This is a genomic window from Streptomyces sp. PL-25 (assembly GCF_058344915.1).
This window is the reverse complement of the sequence record NZ_CP136997.1, coordinates 4,207,789-4,234,229: the sequence shown is the minus strand read 5'-3', so window position 1 is coordinate 4,234,229 and position 26,441 is coordinate 4,207,789. Positions and strand designations below refer to the sequence as shown.

The window sequence follows — 26,441 nt, the reverse complement described above, 5'->3', positions numbered from 1 at the left end:
CTCTCTCCCCAAAGGTGGCACTCAGGGATATCGTGCTGTTGCCGCCCCGGTGGGGTGACCGCCGACCGCGCGGGGCATGACAGGGATGACCGCCCCGGACCGCGAGTCTGCGCCACGCGACCGCGGATCCGTACGGCGCGCGCCACTTCCGACCTCCGACAGCTGGGCGTCGTCTCCGTCGCCCCGTCTGTCGCACAGACCACGAGGAGCCGCCTGATGTCCGATTTCGTGCCCGGACTCGAGGGAGTCGTCGCGTTCGAGACGGAGATCGCCGAACCCGACAAGGAGGGCGGCGCCCTGCGGTACCGGGGCGTCGACATCGAGGACCTCGTCGGCAAGGTCTCCTTCGGCAATGTGTGGGGGCTGCTCGTCGACGGCGCCTTCAACCCCGGGCTGCCGCCCGCCGAGCCGTTCCCGATCCCGGTGCACTCGGGTGACATCCGGGTGGACGTGCAGTCGGCGCTGGCGATGCTGGCGCCGGTGTGGGGCCTGAAGCCGCTGCTGGACATCGACGCCGGGCAGGCCCGCGACGACCTGGCGCGGGCGGCCGTGATGGCGCTGTCCTACGTCGCCCAGTCGGCGCGCGGGCAGGGTCTTCCGATGGTGCCGCAGAGCGAGATCGACAAGGCGGGCTCCATCACCGAGCGGTTCATGATCCGCTGGCGCGGCGAGCCCGACCCGCGGCATGTGGCGGCCGTGGACGCCTACTGGTCCTCCGCCGCCGAGCACGGCATGAACGCCTCCACGTTCACCGCCCGGGTCATCGCCTCCACCGGCGCCGACGTGGCCGCCGCCCTGTCGGGCGCGGTGGGCGCGATGTCCGGTCCGCTGCACGGCGGGGCGCCCTCCCGGGTGCTCGGCATGATCGAGGAGATCGAACGGACCGGGGACGCGGCCGGGTACGTGCGGCGCACCCTGGACCGCGGCGAGCGGCTGATGGGCTTCGGCCACCGGGTGTACCGGGCCGAGGACCCGCGCGCGCGGGTGCTGCGCCGCACCGCCCGCGAGCTGGGCGCGCCGCGCTACGAGGTGGCCGAGGCGCTGGAGAAGGCGGCCCTGGAGGAGCTGCACAGCCGCCGTCCGGACCGGGTGCTGGCCACGAACGTGGAGTTCTGGGCGGCGATCATGCTGGACTTCGCCGAGGTCCCGGCGCACATGTTCACGTCGATGTTCACCTGTGCCCGTACGGCGGGCTGGTCGGCGCACATCCTGGAGCAGAAGCGGACCGGCCGCCTGGTGCGTCCCTCCGCGCGGTACATCGGTCCCGGTCCCCGCGGTCCGCAGGAGATCGAGGGGTACGAGGCCATCGCGCACTGAGCGCACCCGCGCCGCCCGGCCGGGCGTCCGGGCCTCCGGGCCTCCGGGCCTCCGGGCCTCCGGGCCTCCGGGCCTCCGGGCCTCCGGTCAGCCCAGCGCCTCGTCGAGCATGGCCGCCCACTGGGCGACGACGCGGTCGCGGCGGGCCGCGTCGTCGGTGAGGAGGTTGGCCAGGCCCAGGCCGCGCGCCATGTCGAGGAAGCCCTGCACGCTCTCGCGGGCGCCGGGGCGGCTCTCGTCGGCGCCGAGGAGTTCCACGGCGATGCGGTGGGTCTCGCGGCCGACGCGGGCCTCCAGTTCGGTGACGCGGGCGCCGAGCTGGTCCTCGTTGGAGGCGGCCACCCACAGGTGCAGGGCGGCGCGGAAGAGCGGTCCGGTGAACAGGTCGACCAGGGCGCCCGCGACGGTCCGCCGGTCGCCGCGCGGGCCCTGGGCGCCCTGCGGGAACAGGGCGCGCAGGGCGGTGGAGCGCTCCTCGGCGACGTACTCGACGGCGGCGGTGAACAGGTCCTCGCGGGTGGGGAAGTGGTGCTGTGCGGCGCCCCGGGAGACCCCGGCGCGCTCGGCGACGACGGACACCGTGGATCCGGCCCAGCCGTGTTCGGCGAGGCAGGCGACCGCCGCCTGGAGGAGCCGCTGCCGGGTGGCCCGGCTGCGGTCCTGCTTGGGGCGGCGGTCGGCGGGGGTCACAGCACCCATGCGGCATCCCGTCGTTCGAGGAAGGCCGTCATCCCCTCCCTGGCCTGGGCGGAGGCGAACAGCCGGGCCGAGAGCGCGGTCAGGCCGTCCGCCTCCCGGTCGAAGGTCTCCAGCACCTTAGCCGTGAGCAGCCGTTTCGTCGCGGCCAGGGCCTCGGGGGCCGAGCGGCGCAGCCCGTCGAGCATGGGGGCGAGTACGGCGTCCACGTCGTCGCCCGCGGCGGTGAGCAGGCCGACGCGCGCCGCCTCGGCCGCGTCGAAGCGCTCCCCGGTGAGGTAGTAGCGGGCCAGGGCACGCGGGTCGGCGCGCGGCAGCAGCGGCAGCGAGATCACGGCGGGCGCGACGCCGATGCGCACCTCGGTGAACGCGAAGGTCGAGGTGTGCGCGCCGGCGGCGATGTCGCAGGCCGTGAGCAGGCCGAGGCCGCCGGCGCGGACGTGTCCGGTGACCCGGGCGAGGACCGGGCGGGGCAGTTCCACGATCCGGCGCAGCAGTCCGGTCAGGGCGTCGGGGGCGGGCGGGTCGCGCAGGTCGGCGCCCGCGCTGAAGGTGTTGCCGGTGTGGGTGAGGACGACGGCGCGGACGCCGGGGTCGGCGGCGCAGTCGGCGAGCGCCGCGTCGAGTTCGGCGACGAGCGCGGCGGACAGGGCGTTGCGGGTGGCGGGTGCGTCGAGGGTGAGGGTCTGCACGCCGCGGGTGCGGGTGCGGGTGACGAGCGCGGTGGTGTCGGTGGTCATGTGCGGTCCCTGAGCTGTCGTCGCAGGATCTTGCCGGAGGCGGCGCGCGGCACGGTGTCGGTGAAGGTGACGCGGCGCACGCGCTTGTAGGGGGCGACGCGCTCGGCGACGTACCGCATGACCGCTTCCTCGGAGAGTCCGGCGGCGGGGCCGCGCACCACGTGGGCGTGCGGGATCTCGTTGCCGTCGTCGTCACGGGTGCCGACCACGGCGGCGTCGGCGATGTCCGGGTGGGTGAGGAGCAGGGCCTCCAGTTCGGCGGGCGCCACCTGGTAGCCCTTGTACTTGATGAGTTCCTTGACGCGGTCGACGACGAAGAGCCAGCCGTCGGCGTCGACCCGGCCGACGTCGCCGGTGTGCAGCCAGCCGTCGGCGTCGATCAGGGCGGCGGTCTCCTCGGGCCGCCCCAGGTAGCCCTTCATGACCTGAGGGCCGCGCACCAGGATCTCGCCCGCCTCGCCGGGGCCGAGGTCGCGTGCCGGGTCGTCGAGGGCGACGATGCGCATCTCGGTGCCGGCGATGAGCTTGCCGACGGTGCCGGGGGGCGCCTCGTGCAGGGCGGTGGGCGGGACGACATGGGTGCCCGGGGACAGTTCGGTCATGCCGTACGCCTGGCCGACCGGGGGCAGGCCCAGGCGCCGTGAGCAGGCGGCGGCGAGCTGGGCGTCCAGAGGTGCGGCAGCGCTGAGGACGTACTTCAGCGACGACAGGTCGTATCCGTCGACGGCCGGGTGCTTGGCGAGGGCGAGGATGATCGGCGGGGCGGCGTACAGGATGCCGATGCGGTGGTTCTGGACGGCGGCGAGGAAGGTGTCCAGCTCGAAGCGGGGCAGGACGACAACGGTGGCGCCCCTGCGCAGCGGGGCGTTCATCAGGGCGGTGAGCCCGTAGATATGAAAAAAGGGCAGGACGGCGAGGATGCGGTCGCCGGGGCCGATGGTGACCGCCGGTTCGAGCTGGGCGAGGTTGGTGCCGATCTGCCGGTGGGTGAGCATCACGCCCTTGGGGGTGCCGGTGGTGCCCGAGGAGTACGGCAGGACGGCGACGTCCTCCACCGGGTCGATCACGACGTCCGGTTCGGGCGCGGTGGAGGCCAGCATGGCGGTCAGCGAGCGGTGCCCCTCCGCGCTGTCGCAGACCAGGATCTCCCGTACGCCGCCCGCGAGGCGGGCGGCCTCGCGGGCGGTGCCGAGCAGCGGTGAGACGGTGACGATCCAGCGGGCCGCGGAGTCCCGCAGCTGCTTGGCGAACTCCTCGGGCGTGGCGAGCGGGTGCACGGTGGTGACCGAGGCACCCGCGCGCGTGGCGGCGTAGAAGGCGAGCGGGAAGGCTATCGTGTTGGGGCTGTGCAGGGCGAGGACGTCGCCCTTGTGTACGCCGGTCTCCGCGAGCGCCGCGGCGAGGCGGCGGTGGAACCGGTCGACCTGTGCGTAGGTGAGGGTGGTGCCGTCCGTGCCGTCGATCAGCGCGGGCGTGTCGCCGAAGTCGGCGGCGTTCCCCAGGACGGCGTCGTGGATGGGCAGTTCCACGGCCGGAACGTCTGCGTACTCGCTGCGGAACACGGTTCCTCCTCGCCCCGCCGGCGGCGGGTCAGTACGACTTGGGCAGGCCCAGGGTCTGGTGGGACACGTAGTTGAGGATCATTTCCCGGCTGACCGGGGCGATACGGGCGACGCGGGAGGCGGTGATCAGGGAGGCGAGGCCGAACTCGCGGGTGAGGCCGTTGCCGCCGAGGGTGTGCACGGCCTGGTCGACCGCCTTCACACAGGCTTCCCCGGCCGCGTACTTGGCCATGTTCGCGGCCTCCCCGGCGCCGATGTCGTCGCCCGCGTCGTACAGGTGGGCGGCCTTCTGCATCATCAGGCGGGCCAGTTCGAGGTCGATGTGGGCCTGGGCGAGCGGGTGGGCGATGGCCTGGTGGGCGCCGATCGGGGTCTTCCACACGGAGCGCTCGCGGGCGTACTCCAGGGCCCGTTCCAGCGCGTAGCGGCCCATGCCGATCGCGAAGGCGGCGGTCATGATGCGTTCGGGGTTGAGCCCGGCGAACAGCTGGAGCAGGCCCGCGTCCTCGTCGCCGACGAGTGCGTCGGCGGGCAGCCGCACCTCGTCCAGGGTCAGTTCGAACTGCTTCTCGGCCGCGTTCAGTTCCATGTCGATGGGGCGGCGCAGGAAGCCCTCGGCGTCCGGCGGGACGATGAACAGGCAGGGCTTGAGGCGGCCGGTGCGGGCGTCCTCGGTGCGGCCGACGATGAGCACGGCGTCGGCGATGTCCACGCCGGAGATGAACACCTTGCGGCCGGTGAGCAGCCAGTCGTCGCCGTCGCGGCGGGCGGTGGTGGTGATGCGGTGGGAGTTGGAACCGGCGTCGGGTTCGGTGATGCCGAAGGCCATGGTGCGGGTGCCGTCGGCGATCCCGGGCAGCCAGGCGCGCTTCTGCTCCTCGGTGCCGAAGCGGGCGATGACGGTGCCGCAGATGGCCGGTGAGACGACCAGCATCAGCAACGGGGCTCCGGCGGCGCCCAGTTCCTCCAGGACGAGGGAGAGTTCGGCGACGCCGCCGCCTCCGCCGCCGTACTCCTCGGGCAGGTTGACGCCGAGGTAGCCGAGCTTTCCGGCCTCGGCCCACAGTTCGGCGGGGTGGCGGCCCTCGGCGACGGTGCGGGCGATGTAGTCGCGGCCGTAGCGCTTGCCGAGCGCCGACACGGCGGCTCGCAGGGCCTTGTGCTCTTCGGTTTCGATGACGGGGCTCATGCGGTCTCCCGGGTGCGAGTGGGCTGTGGTTGCTCACGCGGTTCTTCGTGCCCCTGGTCCTCGCGCACCACCGCCAGCAGCGCGCCGGGCTCGACCTGCTGCCCGGGGGCGGCGTGCAGGGCCGTGAGGGTGCCGGTGACGGGCGCGGAGATCTTGTGTTCCATCTTCATCGCCTCCAGCCACAGCAGGGGTTCTCCGGCCCGTACGGCGGCGCCCTCGGCGAGGCCGTCGGCGAGGCGGACGACGGTGCCGGGCATGGGGGCGAGCAGGGACCCGGGGACGCGCTGGGCGGCCGGGTCGGGGAAACGGGGCAGGGCGGTGAGAGCGGTGCCGTTCACATGGATCCGGTCGCCGTAGCGGGTGACGGTGTACGGGCGCCGTACGCCGTCCGCCTCCAGGACGACCCGGCGCGCGTCCACCTGGACCACGCGCACCTCTCCGCAGTCGGCGGCCAGCCCCGCGCGGGTGTGCCGGTAGCGGACCTCGTGTTCCTCGCCCGCCATCAGGTAGCGCTTGACCTGCGGCTGCGAGGGCACGTTGCGCCAGCCGCCGAAGCGGGAGCGGCCGTGGGCGTCGGCGAGGGCGGCGGCCAGCGGGGCGTACGGGTCGCGCTCGGGCGCGGTCAGCCCGGCCAGGTGGCGGCCGTAGAAGCCGGTGTCCATGCGGCCGGCGGTGAACTCCTCGTGCCGCAGGGAGCGGACGAGCAGGTCGCGGTTGGTGACCGGGCCGTGCACCTCGGCGCGTTCCAGGGCGCCGGCGAGGCGGCGGACGGCCTCCGCGCGCGTGGGGGCGTGGGCGACGACCTTGGCGAGCATCGGGTCGTAGTGCACGCCAATGGTGTCGCCGTCGGTGTAGCCGGTGTCCAGGCGGACGCCGTCCGGTACGGCGAGGCGGTGCAGGGTGCCGGTCTGCGGGGCCCAGTCGCGGGCGGGGTCCTCGGCGTACAGGCGGGCCTCGATCGCGTGTCCACGCGCGCGTGGCGGTTCGGCGGGCAGGGCGTGGCCCTCGGCGACGCGGAGCTGCTCGGCGACCAGGTCGACGCCGAACACGGCCTCGGTGACGGGGTGTTCCACCTGGAGGCGGGTGTTCATCTCCAGGAAGTGCGCCCGGCCGCCGGCCACCAGGAACTCGACGGTGCCGGCGCCGGTGTAGTCGACGGCGCGCGCGGCCCGTACCGCCAGTTCGCGCAGTTCCTGTTCGAGGGCGGCGGACAGGCCGGGGGCGGGTGCCTCCTCGACGACCTTCTGGTGGCGGCGCTGGAGGGAGCAGTCGCGGGTGCCCAGCGCCCACACGGTGCCGTGGGTGTCGGCGAGCACCTGCACCTCGACGTGGCGGCCGTCCTCCAGGTACGGCTCGGTGAACACCTCGCCGTCGCCGAAGGCGTGCGCGGCCTCCGCGCGCGCTGCGGCCAGTTCGGTGTCCAGGTCCGCCAGGCGCCGTACGATCCGCATGCCGCGTCCGCCGCCGCCCGCCGCGGCCTTCACCAGGACGGGCAGGTCGGCCTCGGTGACCTCGTCCAGGGGCGCGATGCCCATGAGCTGCTTGGCGCGGGTCTTGGACGCCATCGCCTCGATCGCCTCGGGCGGCGGGCCGATCCAGACCAGGCCCGCGTCCAGGACGGCGCGGGCGAATCCGGCGTTCTCGGAGAGGAAGCCGTAGCCGGGGTGCACGGCGTCCGCGCCGGCCGCGAGGGCCGCCTTCACGATCAGGTCGCCGCGCAGATACGTCTCGGCGGGGGTGTCCCCCGGCAGGCGTACGGCGGCGTCGGCCACGCGCGCGTGCAGGGCGTCCGCGTCCGCGTCGGAGTGCACGGCCAGGGTGCGGATGCCCAGTGCGCGGCAGGTGCGGAAGATCCGGCAGGCGATCTCGCCCCGGTTGGCGACGAGCAGGTGGGAAATCACAGGACGGTCCCTCACATCCGGAAGACGCCGAAGCCGCCGCGGGCGCCCTCGTAGGGGGCGGTGTGGACGGCGGACAGGCACAGGCCGAGCACGGTGCGGGTGTCGCGCGGGTCGATGACGCCGTCGTCGTAGAGCCGCCCGGACAGGAACATCGGGAGCGACTCGGACTCGATCTGCTGTTCGACCATGGCGCGCAGCGCCGCGTCCGCGTCGTCGTCGTAGGGCTGCCCCTTGGCCGCCGCCGACTGCCGGGCGACGATCGACAGGACGCCCGCGAGCTGCTGCGGGCCCATCACGGCCGACTTGGCGCTGGGCCAGGCGAACAGGAAGCGCGGGTCGTAGGCCCGTCCGCACATGCCGTAGTGCCCGGCGCCGTAGGAGGCGCCCAGGAGCACCGACAGGTGCGGGACGCGGGAGTTGGAGACCGCGTTGATCATCATGGCGCCGTGCTTGATGATGCCGCCCTGCTCATACTCGCGGCCCACCATGTAGCCGGTGGTGTTGTGCAGGAACAGCAGCGGGATGTCGCGCTGGTTGGCGAGCTGGATGAACTGCGCGGCCTTCTGCGACTCCTCGCTGAACAGCACCCCCCGCGCGTTGGCCAGGATGCCCACCGGGTAGCCGTGCAGGCTCGCCCAGCCGGTGGCCAGGCTGGTCCCGTACAGCGGTTTGAACTCGTCGAAGTCGGAGGCGTCGACGATCCGGGCGATGACCTCGCGCGGGTCGAAGGGGACCTTCAGATCGCCCGGAACGATCCCGAGAAGGTCCTCGTTGTCGTATTTGGGTGGCGGTGCGAAGGGGGGATCGGGATGGGCCTTGCGGTGGTGGAGACGGGCGACGACCCGGCGCGCCTGGCGCAGCGCGTCGCGTTCGTCGACGGCGAAGTGGTCGGCCAGGCCGGACACGCGCGCGTGCATCTCGGCGCCGCCCAGCGACTCGTCGTCGCTCTCCTCGCCGGTGGCCATCTTCACCAGCGGCGGCCCGCCGAGGAACACCTTGGCGCGCTCCTTGACCATGATCGTGTGGTCGGACATGCCGGGGATGTAGGCGCCGCCGGCCGTCGAGTTGCCGAAGACGACGGCGACGGTCGGGATGCCGGCCGCCGAAAGCCTCGTGAGGTCACGGAAGATGGCGCCCCCGGGGATGAAGATCTCCTTCTGGGAGGGCAGGTCGGCGCCGCCGGACTCGACCAGGCTGATACAGGGCAGCCGGTTGGCGAGCGCGATGTCGTTGGCGCGCAGGGCCTTCTTCAGGCTCCACGGATTGCTGGCGCCGCCGCGCACGGTCGGGTCGTTGGCGGTGATCAGGCACTCGACGCCCTCGACGACACCGATCCCGGTGACCAGCGAGGCGCCGACGGCGTACTCGCTGCCCCAGCCGGCCAGCGGCGACAGCTCCAGGAACGGCGTGTCGGGGTCGAGCAGCAGCTCGACGCGCTCGCGGGCGAGCAGCTTGCCGCGGCCGCGGTGGCGTTCGACGTACTTGGGGCCGCCGCCCGCGAGCGCCTTGGCGTGCTCGGCCTCCAGTGCGGCGAGCCGGGCGAGCATGGCCTCGCGGTTCGCCCGGTGTTCGGCGCAGCCGGTGTCCAGGGTGGTGGGCAGGACCGTCACAGCAGAGCCTCCGGAATGTCCAGGTGGCGGGCGCGCAGCCACTCCCCGAGGGCCTTGGCCTGCGGATCGAAGCGGTGCTGGGCGGCGACGCCCTCGCCGAGGATCCCCTCGACGACGAAGTTCAGGGCGCGCAGCGCGGGCAGCGCGTGCCGGGTCACGGGCAGCGTGCGGGCCTCCGGGATCAGCTCCCGGAACCGGTCGGCGGTCAGCTCGTGCGCCAGCCACCGCCAGGCGTCGTCGGTCCGCGCCCACACCCCGACGTTGGCGCTGCCGCCCTTGTCGCCGCTGCGGGCCCCGGCGACCAGACCGAGCGGCGCCCGCCGCACCGGGCCGTCCGGCAGCGGCGGCGGCAGATCCGGCGCGGGCACGTCCTCCAGGGCGCGCGCCCGGGGCGCGGGCGGCACGGTGACACGCCGGCCGTCGTGCAGGACGGCCGTGTGCGGGACGGAGTCCTGGGGCACATGGGCGGCCTCGAAGACGCCGTAGGGGGCGCCCTTGCCGGGCGGGGCGAGGACGTGGAAGCCGGGGTAGCCGGCCAGTGCCAGTTCCACGGCGGCGCCGCTGAAGGCCCGGCCCACCGCCTCCGGGTCCCGGTCGCGCACGACGAGCCGGAGCAGCGCGCTGGCCGTCTCCTCGGTGTCGGCGTCGGGCCGGTCGGTGCGCACGAGGTCCCAGCGGACCTCGGCGGGGGCGCGCTCGGCGGCGCGCAGCGCGTCGTCGAGCTGCCGCCGCACCAGCTCGGCCTTGCGCTCGATGTCGAGCCCGGTGAGGACGAAGGTGACCTCGTTGCGGAAGCCGCCGAGCCGGTTGACGCCGACCTTGAGGGTGGGCGGCGGTGCCTCCCCGCGCACCCCGTCCACCCGCACCCGGTCCGGCCCGTCCTGGCGCAGCCGTACGGTGTCCAGCCGCGCGGTGACGTCGGGCCCGGCGTAGCGGGCGCCGCCGGTCTCGTAGAGGAGCTGGGCGGTCACCGTGCCGGTGTCCACGACCCCGCCGGTGCCGGGGTGCTTGGTGAGGACCGCGCTGCCGTCGTCGTGGAGCTCGGCGAGCGGGAAGCCGGGGTGGCGCAGGCGGTCGAGGGCGTGGTCGGTGAAGAAGGCGTAGTTGCCGCCGGTGACCTGCGCGCCGCACTCCAGCAGATGCCCGGCGACGGTGGCGCCCGCGAGCCGGTCCCAGTCGTCGGGCCGCCAGCCGAAGTGGGCGGCGGCCGGACCGGTGACCAGGGAGGCGTCGGTGACCCGGCCGGTGACGACGACGTCGGCGCCCGCGCTCAGGCACGCGGCGATCCCGAAGCCGCCGAGGTAGGCGTGGGCGGCGAGGCCGCCCGGGTGGGAGGCGGTGAGGTCGTCGCCCTCGACATGGGCGACACGGACGGGCAGGCCGAGCCGGTCGGCCAGTTCCCGCACCCGTGCGGCGAGCCCGGCCGGATTCAGCCCGCCCGCGTTGGCCACGATCCGCACGCCCCGCTCGTGCGCGAGGCCGAGGCACTCCTCCAGTTGCCGCAGGAAGGTGCGGGCGTATCCGGCGGCCGGGTCCTTCAGACGGTCGCGGCCCAGGATCAGCATGGTCAGTTCGGCGAGGTAGTCGCCGGTGAGGACGTCCAGTTCACCGCCGGTGAGCATCTCGCGCATGGCGTCGAAACGGTCGCCGTAGAAGCCGGAGGCGTTGCCGATGCGCAGCGTCACGCGGCCGTCCCCCCGTCCGTCCTCGGCGCGCGCCCGGCACCCGGCGGCCCGGCGAACGCCTGTGCGATGTCCAGCCAGCGGTCGGCGTCCGGCCCCTCGGCGCGTACCGCGAGGTCGGCGCGGTGGGCGCGCTGGGTGACCAGCAGGCAGAAGTCGAGCGCGGGGCCGGTGACGCGCTGCGCGGCCCCCTCGGGTCCGTACGTCCACAGGTCGCCGGACGGCCCGCGCACCTCCACCCGGAACTCCTCCCCCGGCACGGGCAGCCCCCGCACCCCGAACGCGAAGTCCCGCGCCCGCACCCCGATGCGCACCACATGCCGCAGCCGGTCACTGGGTGCGCGCACCACACCTAGCGCGTCCGCCACGTCCTGTCCGTGCGCCCAGGTCTCCATCAGCCGCCCGGTGGCCACGGACGCGGCCGACATGGGCGGCCCGTACCAGGGGAAGCGCGCGCCGGGCGGCGCGGCCCGCAGCGCCGTGTCGAGTCCGGCGCGGCCCTCCCGCCACCGGGCCAGCAGCACATCGGACGGCAGCCCGGCACCTTCCTCCGCGCCCCGGTCCACGAACGCGTCGGGCTCGGCGAGCGCCTTCTCCACCAGCTCCCGGAACCCGTCCGCGTCGGTGACGGCGAGCAGCGCGGAACGGTCCGTCCAGGCGAGGTGCGCGATCTGATGCGCCACGCTCCACCCGGGCGCGGGCGTCGCCAGCCCCCACTCCCGCGGCACCAACCGCGCGACCAGCCGGTCGAGTTCTTCGCTTTCCTGCCGCAGATCGTCGAACACGGGTGTCGGATCGGCCATGGCAGGGAGCATGGCAGCGCCACTGGAAACAATCAAGCGCGCTTGCATGATTTTTTACCGGGCGTAGACGTGGAGCTTGGGGCTCCGGAGGCAGGAGGACTACGGGGCCCTGAGGTCAGGGAAGGGGATCGGGCGTGATCTGCCAGACGGACACAAGCTCCGTACGGGCCGTGATCATGTAGACGAAGAAGCCACCCGCGACGAACGCGTGCCTGGCCCCCTCGTCCGCGCCTTGGTACGCGGGCCCGTGCAGATAGAGCGCCTCGGCGGCCCGGACCAGTTCGTCGGCCTTCTTCTCGACCTCGGTCAGGAATCCCTGCGGCGCGCCGGCGGCGACGGTCTCCTGGTCGGGCACGTACTCCCAGCACCAGGTCACTCGGCGCGCACCGCCTTGGCGGCGTCCCGATAGATGGCACCCGCCGCCGCCAGGTGGGCGCGTGCCTGCTCGGGCTCGGTGGCGATCTGGGCGAGGTACTCGGCTCGGTGGTAGCGCTTGGCCGTCTCGGGATGACGCTCGATCTCGAGCAGTGCCGCCCAGTGGCTGAGATAGGCGTGGACCGGCGTGAGCGAGCCATGCTCCACCGCCTCCGCGAGCGCCTGCTCCTTGGCCTGGTCGTAGAGCGCCAGAAGCTGGGGTGCGACCACGGCGCACGCAGCGCGCAAAGCGGCTGGTGTCCGCTCCGGGCGCGGGATCAGCGGCCCGTCGGACGCTGCTTCCGTGTGCTGCCGACTCATTCGGCGCATCCCTTCACGCTCTTTGCCGAAGCGCCGGCCAGGCGTCGGATCCGGTTCCAGGGCACAGCCCCGACTGTAGTCGTTCTGTCCGCGGCGCAGTGCGCGTCGGGCGGAATGCCGAGGCAGGCGGATCGGTGCGGACAGAGGACGGGCCGGATCGAGCGGGCAGCAGGGCGAGACGGACCGGGGTCAGGAGTCCAGTCGGGGGGCCGGGGGCTTGCCCCGGCCTATCTGGGTGCGTACCGCGCCCATGCTCGCCGCGATGACGAGGGCTATCGCGACGAGTTCGAGGGGGGCCAGGGACTGGCCGAGGACGAGGAAACCGGCCAGGGCGGCGATGGCCGGTTCCAGGCTCATGAGGATGGCGAAGGTGGGGGCGGGCAGGCGGCGCAGGGCGAGCAGTTCCAAGGTGTACGGGAGCACGGAGGACAGCACCGCCACCGCGGCGCCCAGGCCGAAGGTCGTCGGGTCGGCCAGCTTCGTGCCGGACTCCGCGATGCCCAGCGGCAGGAACAGCACCGCGCCCACCGCCATCGCCAGGGCGAGCCCGTCGGCCTGCGGGAAGCGCCGCCCGGTGCGGGCGCTGAAGACGATGTACGCCGCCCACATCGCGCCCGCGCCCACCGCGAAGGCGGCCCCGGCCCCGTCGAGTCCGCCGAAGCCACCGCCGCCGAGGAGGAAGACGCCGACCAGGGCGAGGCCCGCCCAGACCGCGTTGACCGCCCGGCGCGAGGCCACGACCGACAGGGCGAGCGGGCCGAGGACCTCAAGGGTGACGGCGGGGCCGAGAGGGATGCGGGCGACGGCCTGGTAGAAGAGGCCGTTCATCGCGGCCATGGCCACACCGAACGCGACCACCGTGCCCCAGTCGGCCCGCGAGTGCCCGCGCAGCCGGGGCCGGCAGACCACCAGCAGCGCGAGCGCGGCGACCAGCAGCCTCAGGCTCACCACACCCAGCGCGCCCGCCCTCGGCATCAGCGTCACCGCGAGCGCGCCGCCGAACTGCACGGACACGCATCCGGCGAGCACCAGCCCCACGGGCCCGAAGGACCCGAAGCGGCCCGAGCCGCCGGGGGCACCCTGTGCGCCCTGCGCGTCCTGCGGGCCACCCGGCGCCGACGCCGACGGCAGGGGCGACGGGGACGGCGACGGGACGGAGGTCATGGGTGCGGCGTCGGGGGTGCTCACGGGCGGTCCAGGGGCTGGTGCGGGAACGGTCGGGCGGGGGTGGTGCGCGCGGGGGCTCGCCGCCGGAAGGGTGATCCGGCAGACGTTCAACGTGCTGTACTGGTACGTCGCGGTGTACTGGTACGTCCACGGTAGTGGACCAAGTCAGGCGTGTGAACCTCTTATGGAACTTACGCCCCCACCCCGGAGGCTGTCATTCCGTGGCGGCACCCGCGCCCGGGTCCGGATTCAGGTCCGGGTCCGGGTCCGGGTTCGGGTCTGAGTCCGGGGCCGCATCGTCGTCCAGTGCCGCGGCCAGCACCTCCGCCAGGTGTCTGCCGCGCACCCCGGCGAGCTGCTCCAGCTGTGTACGGCAGGAGAAGCCGTCCGCCAGGACCACCGTGCCGTCCGGGGCGCTGCGCACGGAGGGCAGGAGCTGTTCCTCCGCGCAGGCCGTGGACACCTCCCAGTGCCCCTTCTCGAAGCCGAAGTCACCGGCCAGGCCGCAGCAGCCGCCGGAGAGGTCGCCGGTCAGGCCCGCCGCCGTGCGCAGTCGGCGCTCCGCCTCGTCGCCGAGGACGGCGTGCTGGTGGCAGTGGGTCTGACCGGCGACGGGACGGTCCAGGCGGGGCGGCCGCCAGCCGGGGGCGTGGCGCTCAAGGGCCTGGGCGAAGGTCAGCACGCGGTCGGCGAGGCGCTGGGCGCGCGGGTCCTCGGGCAGCAGGGCGGGCAGGTCGGTGCGGAGCGCGGCGGCGCAGCTCGGTTCCAGGACGACGACCGGGGCGGTGGTCTCCAGGACCGGTTCCATCAGGTCGAGGGTGCGGCGCAGCACCGTACGGGCGCGGTCGAGCTGGCCCGTCGAGACGTAGGTGAGGCCGCAGCAGACGCGGCCCCGGCCCCGCAGGACGGAGAGCGGGTTCACGGCGGCCGATCTCCCGTCGCCGATGCGCGCCCCGGGCAGCCGCAGCGTCGGCGGCAGCGCCACCCGGAGCCCGGCCGCCTCCAGCACCCGTACGGCGGCGCTGCCCACGGACGGCGACAGATGCTCGGTGAAGGTGTCGGGCCACAGGACGACCAGGTCGCCGCCGCCCGCCGGGGCCGGCCGCCGCCTGGTGCGCCACCAGCGGGTGAACGGCCGCGTCGCCAGGCGTGGGATGGCACGCTCGGGCGCGATCCCGGCCAGGCGCTTGGCGACGGCGGCCAGCGGGGGGACGGCGGCGAGCGCGTTGAGGACCGGTGCCATGCGGGTGGCCGCCGCCCAGCGCAGCCAGCGCGGGAGCAGGCCCATGAAGTAGTGCGCGGCGGGGCGTCGGCGCCCGGCGTAGTGGTGGTGCAGGAACTCCGCCTTGTACGTGGCCATGTCGACGCCGACCGGGCAGTCCGAGCGGCAGCCCTTGCAGGCCAGGCACAGGTCGAGGGCGTCCCGCACCTCCGTGGAGCGCCATCCGTCGGTGATCAGCTCGCCCGCGAGCATCTCGTGCAGCAGCCGGGCCCGGCCGCGCGTGGAGTGCTCCTCGGCGCCGGTCGCCCGGAACGACGGGCACATCACGGCGGTCCCGGACGCCTCCGTCGTACGGCACTTGGCGACGCCGACGCACCGGCGGACCGCCGCGCCGAAGTCGCCGCCGTCGGCCGGATACCCGAAGGCGACGTCCACCGGTTCGCGCGGCAGCACGGCGAAGCGGAGGTTGGCGTCCAGCGGGGCGGGGCGGACCAGCATGCCCGGGTTGAGCAGGTCGTCGGGGTCCCAGACGGCCTTGGCGCGCTCGAACAGGGCGACCGTCCGCGCGCCGTACATCTTCGGCAGCAGCTCGGCGCGGGCCTGGCCGTCGCCGTGCTCCCCGGACAGCGAGCCGCCGTGCGCGGCCACCAGGTCGGCCAGCTCCTCCGAGAACAGCCGGAACCGCCCGACGCCCGCCTCGGTCAGCAGGTCGAAGTCGATGCGGACGTGGATGCAGCCGTCGCCGAAGTGCCCGTACGGAGTGCCGCGCAGGTCGTGGGCCCTGAGCAGGGAGCGGAAGTCCCGCAGATAGGGGCCCAGCCGGGCGGGCGGCACCGCGCAGTCCTCCCAGCCGGGCCATGCCTCGGTGCCGTCCGGCATCCGGGTCGCCGTACCGGCCGCGTCCTCGCGGATGCGCCACAGGGCGCGCTGCGCGCGCGGGTCGGTGACGACCAGGGTGTCCACTGCGTCGGCCGCGCCGGTGACCGCCTCGGCACGCGCGCGGGCCTCCGCCTCCGTGTCGCCGCCCGTCTCCACGAACAGCCAGGCGCCGCACCGGGGCAGCCCGGACGCCGAGGCGGGCACCAGGTCGCGGGACATGCCCTCCACCGTGAGCGGCCGGTGGGGCAGCAGGGCGGGGGCCGCCTCGGCGGCGGCGCCCTCGTCCGCGTACCCGAGCACGGCCAGCGCCCGTGCGGCCGGAGCGCGGACCAGGGACACCACCGCCTCGGTCAGCACGCCCAGGGTGCCTTCCGAGCCGCAGAAGGACCGCGCCACGTCGGCGCCGCGCTCGGGCAGCAGGGCGTCCAGCGCATACCCGGAGATGCGGCGGGGGAGGTCGGGGAAGCCGGTGCGCAGCCGGGCCAACTCGCCCTCGGCCAGCGCGCGCAGCCCGTCCGGCGCCCCGGCCCACTCCTTGCCGGGGCGCAGCCGCTCGCCGCGCGCGGTGAGCACGGACAGCTCGCGCACGCTGTCGGCGGTCGTGCCCCAGGCCACCGAGTGGGAGCCGCACGAGTTGTTGGCGATCATGCCGCCGAGCGTGCAGCGGCTGTGCGTGGACGGGTCGGGTCCGAAGCGGAGTCCGTGCGGGGCGGCGGCCTCCTGGAGCCGGTCGAGCACCAGTCCCGGCTGGACGACGGCGGTCCGGGCCACGGGGTCGAGCTCCAGCACCCGGTTCATGTGCCGGGTGAAGTCCAGCACCACGCCGGTGCCGGTCGCCTGGCCCGCGATCGACGTGCCGCCGCCGCGCGGGACCACCGGCACGCCGTGCTCCCGGCACACGGCGAGCGCCGCCGCCACGTCGTCGGCGTCCCGCGGTGCCACCACGCCCAGCGGGACCCGGCGGTAGTTGGAGGCGTCCATGGTGACCAGCGCCCGGGAGGTGACGTCGAAACCGACCTCGCCCCGGACGGCGCGCCGCAGGTCCGCCTCAAGAGCCGAGCCGGCCTGAGGCGCCGATCGGGCCGAGCGATCCGTCTGATCCGTCATGGGTCCAGAATGCATCCGGCCACGGATGGTCACCCGAAGTTGTCCACAGCGCCCCCATTCTCGTCGTACGAAATGACGAGCACACCATTAGCCCGTCTCGTCTCATCGGACGGACACGGTTACGTCCCGTTTCGCCCAGCGACTACCCTCCGATCCGTGGCCGACATCGAGATCCCCGCTGACATCAAGCCCGCCGACGGACGCTTCGGCGCGGGCCCCTCCAAGGTGCGCACCGAGGCGCTGGACGCCCTCGCCGCCACCGGTACGTCCCTCATGGGCACCTCCCACCGTCAGGCTCCCGTCAAGAACCTGGTCGGCAAGGTGCGCGAGGGCATCAGCGCACTGTTCCAGCTCCCCGAGGGCTACGAGGTGGTCCTCGGCAACGGCGGCTCCACCGCCTTCTGGGACATCGCGACCCACGGTCTGATCGAGAACAAGTCGCAGCACCTCACCTTCGGCGAGTTCAGCTCGAAGTTCGCCAAGGCAGCCAAGCTCGCGCCGTGGCTGGCCGAGCCCACCGTCGTCTCCGCCGACCCGGGCACCCACCCCGAGGCGCGGGCCGAGGCCGGCACCGACGTCTACGCCCTCACCCACAACGAGACCTCGACCGGTGTCGCCATGCCCATCCGGCGCGTGGACGGTGCCGACGACGGCGCGCTCGTGCTGGTCGACGCCACCTCCGGCGCGGGCGGTCTGCCGGTCGACGTCTCCGAGACCGACGTCTACTACTTCGCCCCGCAGAAGTCCTTCGCCTCCGACGGCGGCCTGTGGATCGGCGTGTTCTCCCCCGCCGCGATCGAGCGCGCCGAGCGCGTCCACGCCTCCGGCCGCCACATCCCGGAGTTCTTCTCGCTGCCCACGGCGATCGACAACTCCCGCAAGAACCAGACGTACAACACCCCGGCGCTGGCCACCCTCTTCCTGCTCAACGAGCAGCTGGAGTGGATGAACGGCCAGGGCGGCCTGGACTTCACCACCGCCCGCACCAAGGACTCCTCGAACCGTCTGTACACCTGGGCGGAGGAGTCCAAGTACGCCACCCCGTTCGTCGCCGACCCGGCCAAGCGGTCCCAGGTCATCGGCACGATCGACTTCGCCGACGAGATCGACGCCGCCGCCGTCGCCAAGGTTCTGCGCGCCAACGGCGTCGTCGACACCGAGCCCTACCGCAAGCTCGGCCGCAACCAGCTCCGCATCGCGATGTTCCCGGCGATCGACCCGGCGGACGTCGAGGCGCTGACGAAGTGCGTCGACTACGTGATCGAGAAGCTGTGACCGTCCGTTCACGACGGTGGCCCGTGTGACGGAGGGCGCCCCCGGAGTACGTCTCCGGGGGCGCCCTTCGCCGTGCATACGCGCGCGTGCGTGCGTGCCGCCTACGCGAACTGCTGGAGGAACGCCTGCCAGCCGTCACGGGAGACGGTGAGGAGGGGGCCGTCCTGCTGCTTGCTGTCACGGACGGCACGGCCGTGGTCCGCTCTGCGGGCGACCTCCACACAGTTGCTCTGCTGCCCGGAGTACGACGACTTCCGGAAGGGGCCTATAGCCTCGGTCACGATGAGTCTTCCTTCAAGGTCCGCAGTACACCCCGGATGAGCTTCGCACTCGCGTCCGGCGCCAGTGCCGCCGATCGTAGTAGGTCGTACATATTGGCGTAAGCAGTCAGGTCTTCCGGGTTCTCAAGGACCGACGCGCCTCTCAGGTTCTCCAGAGTCACCGCTTCGACAGCGGGCTCCAGATCGAAGCTGAAAGTGGAGAAGGCAGAGGTCACAGCTCCGAGCAAGCCTGCGCTGAACGGCAGTACTTGCACCGTGACGTTCTTCCGCTTGCCGATCTCAAGAATAGCGGCGAGCTGCTCCCGGTGAGTCTCGACGCTCACCAGGGGGTGCGTGATGACCGACTCCCAGAGGATCGCGGTGTAGGACGCCCCGCCTTCCCCGATCTTGGCCTGTCGGCTTTCGCGGACCGTCACCAACTGGGCAACGACATCAGGCGCCACATAATCAGGTCCCGCTGCCGTGACCGCCTCCGCGTAGGCCGGAGTCTGCAACAGGCCGGGCACCACCACTGGCTGCCACTCGCGGATATAGGTCGCGTCGTCCTCCAACGCGATGTGGTCGACGTAGTCCGGCCGCAAGTGCGCCGCGTGTTCGAGCCACCAGCCCCGGTTCTTCGAGTGCTTGGCCAACTCTTCGAGCTTGCGCCGCACTTCCGGGTCCACGACGCCATAAGCGTCCAGCAGCAGCCTTACTTCGATGACGCGCGCGGTGACATGTCCGCTCTCCACGCGGCTGATCCTGGCCTGACTCGCCGCGATGACCTCCGCCGCCTGCGGCTGGTCCAGCTTCGCGGCCAGCCGATATTGCCTCAGCGCCGTTCCCAGGCGCCTGCTGCGCACGGTCGGTCGTCCACCTGCGGGCATGGTGTCTCCCCTCTCCTGGCGGTCACGATGCCACAGAGGTCACCCACCCCGAGAGTCCATCACTCGATCGAGTGGACAAGTGAATGCATTCACTGAAGCCTATTGCAGGCAACCCAGATTCGCCCCTAGCTTCCGGGGCATGCCCTCCACGGAAACCTTCCGCATCCCCAAGCACCGAAGGCACGTCCCCGCCGCACGCCAACGCACCGCCAAGGCGCTCGCGGACTGGGGCATCACCGGCGAACTCGCCGACTCCGTCGCCTTATTGACGAGCGAGCTCGTCACCAACGCCGTGCTCCACTGCCGGGTCACCTACGCCCAGGTCAGGGTCACCCTCACCCTGGACGGGCCGGACCTGCTGCTGGAGGTCTCCGATCCCGACCGGGACAGACTGCCCAGGCTCCACGACGCCGCCCCGGACGAGGAGGGCGGGCGCGGTCTGGCCCTCGTGACGGCGCTGGCCGACGCGTGGGGGTGCCGACAGGAGCCGTACACGAAATGCGTGTGGGCCCAGTTCACGCTCGCCGAGGCTCGGCAGGCCGGCGTCAGGGCTTGATGCTCCGGCGGACGCGGGCGATCACCTGCTGGGCTTCGGGGCCGTAGACGGCCGACTCGGCGAGTGTGTCCCAGACCCGGCGGTAGAGAGCGATCGTTTCGGCATCGTCTAGCCAGAGTTCGGCGTGCCAGTCCTCCACCGCGACCATGCGGTTGTCCAGGATGCAGAACGCGTTCGCCGGGTTGAGGCGCAGCTCGGCGGCCAGGGGAACGATCCCCAGACGGACCGTGTCCAATCCCACCGCACCGGTGAGCCGGTCGAGTTGCGCTGTCATGACATCCGGTGGGCTCAGCCGGGCCCACAACGCACCCTCCCACAGCAGCAGGTTCAACCGCTTGCCCGGCCTGTACAGCCACTCCTGCCGTTTCATGCGAGCACGTACAGCGTCCTCCACGTCCGGAGGGGAGTGCTGGAGTCGCGAATGTCGCGCGAAGACGCCCCGGGCGTAGTCAGGGGTCTGGAGCAGTCCAGGCACGAGGCTGTTCTCCCACTCGTGCACCGTCGTGGAGTTGGAGACGACCGTGTTCCAGGATTCCTGGACCGGGCGATGGCCTGCCGCGAGCTGGCGTCGCCAGGAGCGGATCTGACTCTCGAACCCCTTGAGACGAGCACGGAGTTCACCAAAGGCCTCAGGTCGACCCGTCGCCTCGGCCCAAGCCTGGAGATCGTCGTCCGTGGGCGTCTGGCGTCCGTTCTCCAGCTTGCTGACCTTCGACTGCGTCCAGCCGAGCCGCTGGGCGAGTTCGGTGCCGGTGAGCCGGCCGGCAGGGCATTCGACGCGCAGCTCTCTGAGTCTGCTGCCCAGCTCCTGTCGGGCCCTCTGAAAATCCGTGCTCACCGGCTACCCACTCTTGCCTACGCGTCGTTCTGCATCTCCACGGCGAACTGCTCCCGCGTCACGGCGTGATGCCAAGCAGCATCCCGCACCCTGGAGCAACGCACCACCTCTGCGGGTTCGGTGATCAGGTCCACGTGCGTGAGCTGATCGTCGTCATCGAACCGGAGGAGGGCGATGAGGCGGCTGTCGAACAGCCAGAAGTCCTCGGCCGGGAGCCGGAGCCGATCGGCGTCGGCCCGCCACATGTTCCGGATGTCCTCCCCCAGGCTCATGTTCCACTTGGCGCCCTCGAAGAGGTAGCGCTGACCGGTGGTCGCGGGCCGGTCCACGATACGCACCCGCTCGATCCTCTTCCCCAGCGCGACCTGTGCACGGACCGTGTCGCGCCACCGCTTGGCCTCCGGGACATCCACGTCCTTCTCATCGAGGCTTCCGGTCTCGATGAAGCGCTTCCAGCGCTCACCGTCCTCGTCGCTCGCGTACCGCCGGCGCGTCTCGAGTCGCCAGGCGGTGTACTCGAACTTGTGGAACAGACTGCCGAACTCCTCCAGATCGATGGTCCGCACCTGCCGCGTCCGCTCCTTCGGCGTCCAGTCCACCAGCAGGTCGCGCGGCACCACTACGGCGACCTCCCCCTCGGAAAGGTGCTGGAGCTGTGCGATGTCCCCCGGGTCGGCGAGCGGAGGGCCGTGCACGATGACCTCTCCACTGTCCAGGTCCTCATGCACCGAGGGACATCCGTTGTAGCCGCTCCCCGTCCCGTTGAACCGTAACCTGCGCGCCATCCGGCCCCACTCCTCAAGCCTCGACGATGTTGGCGCGCTCAGCATGGCCGTGCCTCTGCGTGAATGTCCATGCATCCAGAGTCACCGCGCGAGAATAACGGAGAATATTCGCGCCCGAGTCGAGCCCTTCCCGCCTAGCTTCGTCACGCAGAGAAGTCAGGCCGCCACATGGCGACACGGGAAGGACAGAACCCATGCTCAACGCAGACGACGACCTCTACGCCCTCGACCTCACCGACGCCTCCTTCGTCAGGGCCTGCGGAGGCCCCTGCACCGAGGGGTGTGTGACGCTCGCCCGGATCGGGGCGGACGCCTGGGCCCTCGGGGACAGCAAGCGGCCGGATGCCGAGCCGCTGCGGTTCACCTCGGAGGAGCTGAGCGCGGCCGGGATCGATCCGACCCGGTTCGGGCTGCCTCTCTGAGCCCGGTGCACCACCACGGCTATCTGTGGTCCGGTCCGAAGGAGCGTTTCGACCAGGACGCGCTGCGGCGCCCGCCGCACCCGGAGCCGCCGCCGCCCGGCAGCCGGCCGGAGCTGGTCCAGCGGTACCGGGAGATTGCTGCCGCGTTCCCGGCCTCGGAGCTGCCGCCGCTGGAGACGGCGTACTGGCTGGTCAAGCCGCGCACGGCGGTGCGGGGGACGTGGCAGGAGCCGGAAGGGGCGGTGGACTGGCTCGGTGGGCAACTGGGCGCGTACGCGGCTCGGTTCGCGAGCGGGGCGGCTCGCGAACCGGGCCGCCTGGCCGCCCTCGTCAGCGCCGCGGCCGAGCGGCTGAGGGCGGGCGGTGACGTGGCCCTCGGGTTCTATCTGGAGCGGCCCTCGTACCTCTCCCTCGCCGTGGTGACCTGCTCGCCGAACCGGCTGCGCCCCCGCCTGCCGTGTCCGCTCACGCCGCGAACCACGGAACCCGGCAGGCATGCGGAGCATCGCCCTCCGGGCACAGGGAGGTGAGGACCTGTTTGCGGATCGACCGCCAGGTGCGCAGGGAGCAGGCCAGGCGGACGTGGAGTTCGACGGGTTCGCGGGTGCCGGCCGGGCGGCCCGGGTGCTCGTAGAACCACTGTTCCGCGAGGAAGTCGTACATCTCGGCGGTCGTCAGGCCGGTCCCGCTGCCCGGCAGTTCGCGGCGCACCTCCTGGCCCAGGAGCCGGGCCCCGCGGGCCCGCGCGGCCTCCTGGACGAGGCCGGTGACCCAGGCCAGGCCCTGCTCGTCGGCGTAGAGGCCGAACCTCAGGGTGCGTGTCCTCATGTCCGCGGTCTCCTCCGCTCGCGTGCGGCGCGGCGTCGCGCCGCCCGGCCGGTGCTCAGGCGACGCCGTCCCGGACGATACCGCGGGCCACCCGGGCGCGTGCCGTGGCGAGTTCGGCGTCGATACGCTGCTGCCGGGCCTCGCCGAGGACCACGGCGGCCGCGGCGGGCGGGCCGGCCAGGAGGCAGGCCCGCCTGAGGTGGGTCGGCGGGTGGGTGGAGTCGACGCTGTGACCGCGCCGGGCGCCCACGCGCCGCTGACGCTCGTACTCGTGCTCGGGTACGGACGCCATGTGCGCGGCCAGCCGCGTCCAGAGGCCGTCCCCGTCCCGCGCGCCCGCCGCGTTCCCGCGGGCCGAACGCGTCCCGGCCAGCGCCGCGCTGTTGGACTCGCGGCGCAGGAACACGTCGATGGAGTCCAGCACCAGCATCCGGTCCATCAGACCCACGGCGGCCTCGGTGGAGGCGGCGCGGGCGGCCTCCCGGTCGGCCAGGTACTCGGCGCGCTGCGTCGCCCGCAGGGTGAGGTGGTCGAGCAGGGTCAGCGTGCCCTGCACGAGCAGCAGGGGTACCGCGTAGACGGCGTTGACGATCATCTCGACGAGGGACGGCCGCGCGGTCGGGAGGAAGTAGTAGCGCCAGGTGGCCAGTGAGCGCAGCGCGCTGCCCACCACCCTGCCGTGCCGGGTGTCGCCGTTGCCGTAGTGGCCCAGCTCATGGCCCAGGAGCGCGACCCGCTGCTGCGGGGTGAGCACCTCCCACAGCGGCAGGCCCAGGTCCAGGGCACGGCGTCCGCGCAGGCCGCGGGACATGACACCGGCGTTGATCTCCTTGCCGACGCTGATCGTGTCCACACCGCGGGTGCCGACGGCTTCGGCGACCTCGTCGACGAGCGCGTACAGCTCCGGCGCGTCGGCGCGGCGCAGTACGGTGCCGTCGCCGAGGGGCGGGGACAGGCGCGGGCGCAGCGCCACGGCCATCGCCAGCAGCACGGCCCCCAGCAGCATCAGGCCGCTCCCCCAGCCCCACACCAGGCACGCGACCCCGCCGGCCAGCAGCGCCGCGGTGACGCCGTGCACGGCGAGGGCGATCACGTACGCGAGGACCGAGGCGCCGTCCCGCCGGGCACGCAGGTCGGCGCCGTCCCGGGTCACCTCGGCGTGCAGCCGCTCGCCGTGGCGCAGGGCGAGCGCGCGCCGGGCCTCCTCCAGCCGGCCCAGACCTGTAGGCCGCGTCCGTCTCCCCCGCCGCTCCGCCTCTTTCGCCTTCTCCTGCTTCTCCTGCTTCTCCTGGTGCTCCCCCGGATCGACGTTCCAGTCGCAGGCGGCGCACCAGACGGTGAAGCGGTCGTCGACCGGGACCCGTGCCCCGCATTCCGGGCACGGCCGGGTCGTTCCCCCCACAGCGGTGGACATGACGGTGCTGCTCTCCCCTCCTCGCGGCCCCTCCCCAAGGGCCGCCCCCATATGGCAGGGAGATCTGATCACGCCGATCCACGCCGGTACAGCGGAATTTCAGGAGCGCCGCCGGAACAGCCGCCCCAGCCCGAACACCGCGAGGGCGACGGCGAGCACCGCGACGGCACCCTTGGTGAGCTTGCCCGTGGTGCCGCTGCCCGCCGCGTCCGAGGCGCCGGACTTCCCGTCCTTGGCCGACCCGGAGCCGTCCGCCCCTCCCCCGGGCGCGTCCTCCGCCTTCACGGGGCTCTCGGCGCCCTCGCTGCCGTAGAGGAGCTTGGTGCCGTCGGCGCTGTAGGTGACCGACTCGCCCTGCCGTTGCAGGGGCATGTCGAGGGAGCCGAGGCGTTTGATCTTCCCGCCGTTCCAGTCGTAGTAGATGCCGCCGAAGTAGCCGCGCACGGCGAGCCGGGTGCCGTCGGGGGAGAACGCGGCGTCGGTGGCCCACAGGTCGACGGGGGCGATCGGCTTGAAGACGTTGGTCCCGGAGGCGGACAGGTGGGCCGGGCCCTCGAAGAGGTGGCCGCCGTCCTCCTTCTTGTCGATGATGTAGACGCGTCCCGTCTTCGGGTGCACGATCAGCGACTCGGCGTTGCGGGCGCCGTCGGAGTACTTCACGACGTACTGCGTGGCCCGGACCGTCTGGTCCTTCAGCTCCTTCGGCTCGGGCAGCCGGTAGATCCACACATGGGGCCAGGTGCCGTCGAGGTTGTCGCCGATGTCGCCGACGTAGATCTCGTTGCCGGGGCCTATGGAGATCGCCTCGACGTCGCGGGGGCGGCCGATGCCCGCGAGGGTGACCTTGGCGACGGTCTTCCCGGTGCGGCTGTCCACGGCGTAGAGGTACGGACCGTCGTCGCTGTCGTTGTGGGTCCAGTAGATCCCGGGGTGCAGATGCGAGGCGGCGAGGCCGCTGGACTCCTTGATCCTCGGGTCCGTGATGGTGAACCCGCCGTCCCCGTCGGCGGCGAGGACGGGCGAGGCGGCGGCGGGCACGGCGAACGCGCCCAAGAGCAGGGCCCCGGCAAGCAGGGCGGACGGTCGGCGCATGCCCCAAGCCTGCCATCACCCGCGGGTGTTCAGGCGGACCGGCCGTCCGGACGCCCCCGGGACACCCGTGGAGCAGCCCCGGAGCCCCCTCGGAGCACCCCAGGAACACCCCGGGCCGCCGCGCGCCGCGCCGATCGTCCATCATGAGCGGATGCTCAGGTTCATGCCCGTCGGTGACTCCATGACGATCGGGAGCGCGGGGGAGCACACCTGGCGCTACCGGCTGTGGCGGCATCTGCGCGCCACGTACGACGGCCCGTTCACCCTGGTCGGCCCGCGCGAGGCGCTGTACGACAAGGCGGCCGACGCGGCCGTGTCGTACGCGTACGCCGACCCCGACCCCGCTTTCCCGCGCGCCCACCTGGCCGGGTGGGGCGAGGGCTGGACGCACATGGCGCCGGTGATCGGCGAGGCGGTGCGCGCCTGCCGGGCGGACGTGCTGCTCGTCTCCCTCGGCCTGATCGACCTGGGCTTCTACACCGACGCCGGGCAGACGGCGGAGAACGTGCGCGCCTTCGTCGCCGGGGCGCGCGCCGCCAACCCGCGCGTCCGGGCGGTGCTGCTCCCGGTCGCCCCGAACATCCGCGCCCGCGACGACGCGCCCTTCGCCGCCCAGGTCGCCCTGTTCAACGAACTCCTCGCCAAGGCCGCCGCCGACCTCGACGAACCGCGCTCCCCGCTGCTGCTCGCCACCTGGCCGGAGGGCCACGACATCGACCGCGACACCTACGACGGCACGCATCCCAACCCCGGCGGCGAACACGTCATCGCGCGGGCGTTCGCGGACGCGATGCACCAGGGCTGGGGCATCGGACAGCCGTACGCGACAGGAACAGACTGACCGGAATGGCCGAATACCGGCGTCTCTCCGGCGCTGTGCGTGGGGTTGTACCGCGCGATGGCCGACACCGAGCAGTTGGACGCGTGGTTCGAGCGTCTTGAGCGTATGCCCGTCCCCGAAGGATTCAGGGTCGAGATCGTCCGGGGCAACGTCTTCGTCACCCCGCAGCGGGACACCCACTGGCAGATCACCCTGCGGTTCCTCAGGGCTGTCGAGAACAGGTTCGGCAGGGGGGCCATCATGTTCTCCGACGTCCGCATCGACTTCCCCGGCCACCAGAACGGCTTCTGTCCGGACGTCGCCCTGCTCCGTGAGGGCGCGAAGAAGGACGCCAAGGGCCACTGGCGCCACCAGGACGTCGTCTTCGTCGCCGAGGTCATCTCCGAGGGCACGGCACCGAACGACTACGGCCCCAAGAAGTTCGCCTACGCGGAGGCCGAGGTCCCCGTCTACGTCATCGCCGACCCCTACCAGGGGCGCTGCTTCGTGCACACCGACCCCGAGGACGGCGACTACGGCAGCAGGACCGTGGTCGACTTCGGCACCGATGTCGACCTGACCGGCACGTCGGTGGGCCTCCTCGTGCCGACCGACGAGTTCCCCCGCGACACCCCGCGCGACTGAGGCGACTCG

The 26,441-nt window shown here is 72.9% G+C and carries 26 protein-coding genes; 7 read left to right on the top strand and 19 right to left on the bottom strand.

The window, feature by feature from the left end; translation table 11 throughout:
• The first annotated feature begins 216 nt into the window (after nt 1-216).
• Nucleotides 217-1,317 (top strand): citrate synthase 2, encoded by a 1,101-nt coding sequence (locus tag R4Z62_RS19190; protein ID WP_064533735.1) that lies wholly within the window; start codon nt 217-219, stop codon nt 1,315-1,317.
• A gap of 87 nt (nt 1,318-1,404) precedes the next feature.
• Here R4Z62_RS19190 and R4Z62_RS19185 read toward each other — a convergent pair whose 3' ends face one another.
• The 12 genes from R4Z62_RS19185 to R4Z62_RS19130 all read right to left on the bottom strand — a co-directional run bounded on the left by R4Z62_RS19185 (nt 1,405) and on the right by R4Z62_RS19130 (nt 16,610).
• Nucleotides 1,405-2,016: a TetR/AcrR family transcriptional regulator gene (locus tag R4Z62_RS19185; protein WP_064533736.1), complete on the bottom strand. Its 612-nt coding sequence runs from the start codon at nt 2,014-2,016 to the stop codon at nt 1,405-1,407.
• The gene (locus R4Z62_RS19180) at nt 2,004-2,753 is read right to left on the bottom strand and encodes an enoyl-CoA hydratase family protein (protein WP_355481695.1); all 750 of its coding nucleotides are present in this window, start codon (nt 2,751-2,753) and stop codon (nt 2,004-2,006) included. The genes R4Z62_RS19185 and R4Z62_RS19180 overlap by 13 nt, the downstream gene beginning before the upstream one ends.
• Nucleotides 2,750-4,315 carry a 4-coumarate--CoA ligase family protein gene (locus R4Z62_RS19175; RefSeq protein WP_491520430.1) on the bottom strand — a complete coding sequence of 522 codons (1,566 nt, stop codon included), beginning with the start codon at nt 4,313-4,315 and terminating at the stop codon, nt 2,750-2,752. Before R4Z62_RS19175 ends, R4Z62_RS19180 begins: the two co-directional genes overlap by 4 nt.
• A 28-nt stretch (nt 4,316-4,343) precedes the next feature.
• On the bottom strand, nt 4,344-5,504 hold the full coding sequence (locus R4Z62_RS19170) for an acyl-CoA dehydrogenase family protein (RefSeq protein WP_064533739.1): 1,161 nt from the start codon (nt 5,502-5,504) through the stop codon (nt 4,344-4,346).
• A complete protein-coding gene (locus R4Z62_RS19165; RefSeq protein WP_491520429.1) occupies nt 5,501-7,405 on the bottom strand; it encodes an acetyl/propionyl/methylcrotonyl-CoA carboxylase subunit alpha in 1,905 nt (634 codons plus the stop codon). Before R4Z62_RS19165 ends, R4Z62_RS19170 begins: the two co-directional genes overlap by 4 nt.
• 11 nt (nt 7,406-7,416) lie before the next feature.
• Nucleotides 7,417-9,015: an acyl-CoA carboxylase subunit beta gene (locus R4Z62_RS19160; RefSeq protein ID WP_355481687.1), complete on the bottom strand. Its 1,599-nt coding sequence runs from the start codon at nt 9,013-9,015 to the stop codon at nt 7,417-7,419.
• On the bottom strand, nt 9,012-10,700 hold the full coding sequence (locus R4Z62_RS19155; protein ID WP_491520428.1) for an acyclic terpene utilization AtuA family protein: 1,689 nt from the start codon (nt 10,698-10,700) through the stop codon (nt 9,012-9,014). Before R4Z62_RS19155 ends, R4Z62_RS19160 begins: the two co-directional genes overlap by 4 nt.
• Nucleotides 10,697-11,500, bottom strand: coding sequence for a TIGR03084 family metal-binding protein (locus R4Z62_RS19150; protein ID WP_491520427.1), 804 nt, complete (start codon nt 11,498-11,500; stop codon nt 10,697-10,699). The genes R4Z62_RS19155 and R4Z62_RS19150 overlap by 4 nt, the downstream gene beginning before the upstream one ends.
• 115 nt (nt 11,501-11,615) lie before the next feature.
• On the bottom strand, nt 11,616-11,876 hold the full coding sequence (locus R4Z62_RS19145) for a hypothetical protein (protein WP_491520426.1): 261 nt from the start codon (nt 11,874-11,876) through the stop codon (nt 11,616-11,618).
• Complete coding sequence (locus R4Z62_RS19140; protein ID WP_382843941.1) at nt 11,873-12,235, bottom strand: DUF6247 family protein; 363 nt, start codon at nt 12,233-12,235, stop codon at nt 11,873-11,875. The genes R4Z62_RS19145 and R4Z62_RS19140 overlap by 4 nt, the downstream gene beginning before the upstream one ends.
• Nucleotides 12,236-12,424: 189 nt before the next feature.
• The gene (locus R4Z62_RS19135; RefSeq protein ID WP_491520425.1) at nt 12,425-13,423 is read right to left on the bottom strand and encodes an EamA family transporter; all 999 of its coding nucleotides are present in this window, start codon (nt 13,421-13,423) and stop codon (nt 12,425-12,427) included.
• 193 nt (nt 13,424-13,616) lie between these two features.
• Nucleotides 13,617-16,610: an FAD-binding and (Fe-S)-binding domain-containing protein gene (locus R4Z62_RS19130; RefSeq protein ID WP_491520424.1), complete on the bottom strand. Its 2,994-nt coding sequence runs from the start codon at nt 16,608-16,610 to the stop codon at nt 13,617-13,619.
• A gap of 156 nt (nt 16,611-16,766) precedes the next feature.
• Here R4Z62_RS19130 and serC point away from each other — a divergent pair, with 156 nt between their 5' ends.
• Nucleotides 16,767-17,885, top strand: a complete 1,119-nt coding sequence (gene serC, locus R4Z62_RS19125) for a phosphoserine transaminase (RefSeq protein WP_491520423.1) — start codon at nt 16,767-16,769, stop codon at nt 17,883-17,885.
• 101 nt (nt 17,886-17,986) lie between these two features.
• On the opposite strand, the gene R4Z62_RS19120 is transcribed toward serC, so the two are convergent.
• A complete protein-coding gene (locus R4Z62_RS19120; protein WP_491520422.1) occupies nt 17,987-18,166 on the bottom strand; it encodes a DUF397 domain-containing protein in 180 nt (59 codons plus the stop codon).
• Complete coding sequence (locus R4Z62_RS19115; RefSeq protein WP_381737375.1) at nt 18,163-19,032, bottom strand: helix-turn-helix domain-containing protein; 870 nt, start codon at nt 19,030-19,032, stop codon at nt 18,163-18,165. Before R4Z62_RS19115 ends, R4Z62_RS19120 begins: the two co-directional genes overlap by 4 nt.
• A gap of 139 nt (nt 19,033-19,171) precedes the next feature.
• Here R4Z62_RS19115 and R4Z62_RS19110 point away from each other — a divergent pair, with 139 nt between their 5' ends.
• Nucleotides 19,172-19,588: an ATP-binding protein gene (locus R4Z62_RS19110; protein ID WP_389463090.1), complete on the top strand. Its 417-nt coding sequence runs from the start codon at nt 19,172-19,174 to the stop codon at nt 19,586-19,588.
• Here the strand turns inward: R4Z62_RS19110 and R4Z62_RS19105 are convergent.
• Together R4Z62_RS19105 and R4Z62_RS19100 are read right to left on the bottom strand one after the other, a co-directional pair.
• The gene (locus R4Z62_RS19105) at nt 19,578-20,426 is read right to left on the bottom strand and encodes a helix-turn-helix domain-containing protein (RefSeq protein WP_491520421.1); all 849 of its coding nucleotides are present in this window, start codon (nt 20,424-20,426) and stop codon (nt 19,578-19,580) included. The genes R4Z62_RS19110 and R4Z62_RS19105 overlap by 11 nt on opposite strands.
• 17 nt (nt 20,427-20,443) lie before the next feature.
• Nucleotides 20,444-21,211: a DUF6879 family protein gene (locus tag R4Z62_RS19100; RefSeq protein ID WP_382843997.1), complete on the bottom strand. Its 768-nt coding sequence runs from the start codon at nt 21,209-21,211 to the stop codon at nt 20,444-20,446.
• Between the two features lie 194 nt (nt 21,212-21,405).
• Here R4Z62_RS19100 and R4Z62_RS19095 point away from each other — a divergent pair, with 194 nt between their 5' ends.
• A complete protein-coding gene (locus R4Z62_RS19095) occupies nt 21,406-21,633 on the top strand; it encodes a DUF397 domain-containing protein (protein WP_381737370.1) in 228 nt (75 codons plus the stop codon).
• Nucleotides 21,634-21,638: 5 nt separating this feature from the next.
• Nucleotides 21,639-22,163, top strand: coding sequence for a hypothetical protein (locus R4Z62_RS19090; RefSeq protein ID WP_491520420.1), 525 nt, complete (start codon nt 21,639-21,641; stop codon nt 22,161-22,163).
• Here the strand turns inward: R4Z62_RS19090 and R4Z62_RS19085 are convergent.
• From R4Z62_RS19085 to R4Z62_RS19075, 3 genes are all read right to left on the bottom strand, one after another.
• Complete coding sequence (locus R4Z62_RS19085) at nt 22,099-22,461, bottom strand: hypothetical protein (RefSeq protein WP_064533752.1); 363 nt, start codon at nt 22,459-22,461, stop codon at nt 22,099-22,101. The two genes, R4Z62_RS19090 and R4Z62_RS19085, sit on opposite strands and share 65 nt — an antisense overlap.
• Nucleotides 22,462-22,516: 55 nt before the next feature.
• On the bottom strand, nt 22,517-23,875 hold the full coding sequence (locus R4Z62_RS19080) for a M48 family metallopeptidase (RefSeq protein ID WP_491520419.1): 1,359 nt from the start codon (nt 23,873-23,875) through the stop codon (nt 22,517-22,519).
• A 99-nt stretch (nt 23,876-23,974) separates the two neighbouring features.
• Nucleotides 23,975-24,967 (bottom strand): TolB-like translocation protein, encoded by a 993-nt coding sequence (locus R4Z62_RS19075; RefSeq protein WP_064533754.1) that lies wholly within the window; start codon nt 24,965-24,967, stop codon nt 23,975-23,977.
• 151 nt (nt 24,968-25,118) lie between these two features.
• On the opposite strand from R4Z62_RS19075, the gene R4Z62_RS19070 reads away from it, so the two are divergent.
• Together R4Z62_RS19070 and R4Z62_RS19065 are read left to right on the top strand one after the other, a co-directional pair.
• Complete coding sequence (locus R4Z62_RS19070) at nt 25,119-25,808, top strand: GDSL-type esterase/lipase family protein (protein WP_491520418.1); 690 nt, start codon at nt 25,119-25,121, stop codon at nt 25,806-25,808.
• Nucleotides 25,809-25,865: 57 nt separating this feature from the next.
• Entirely contained in the window at nt 25,866-26,432 is a 567-nt protein-coding gene (locus tag R4Z62_RS19065; protein WP_491520417.1) for a Uma2 family endonuclease, read from the top strand.
• Nucleotides 26,433-26,441 lie beyond the last annotated feature (9 nt).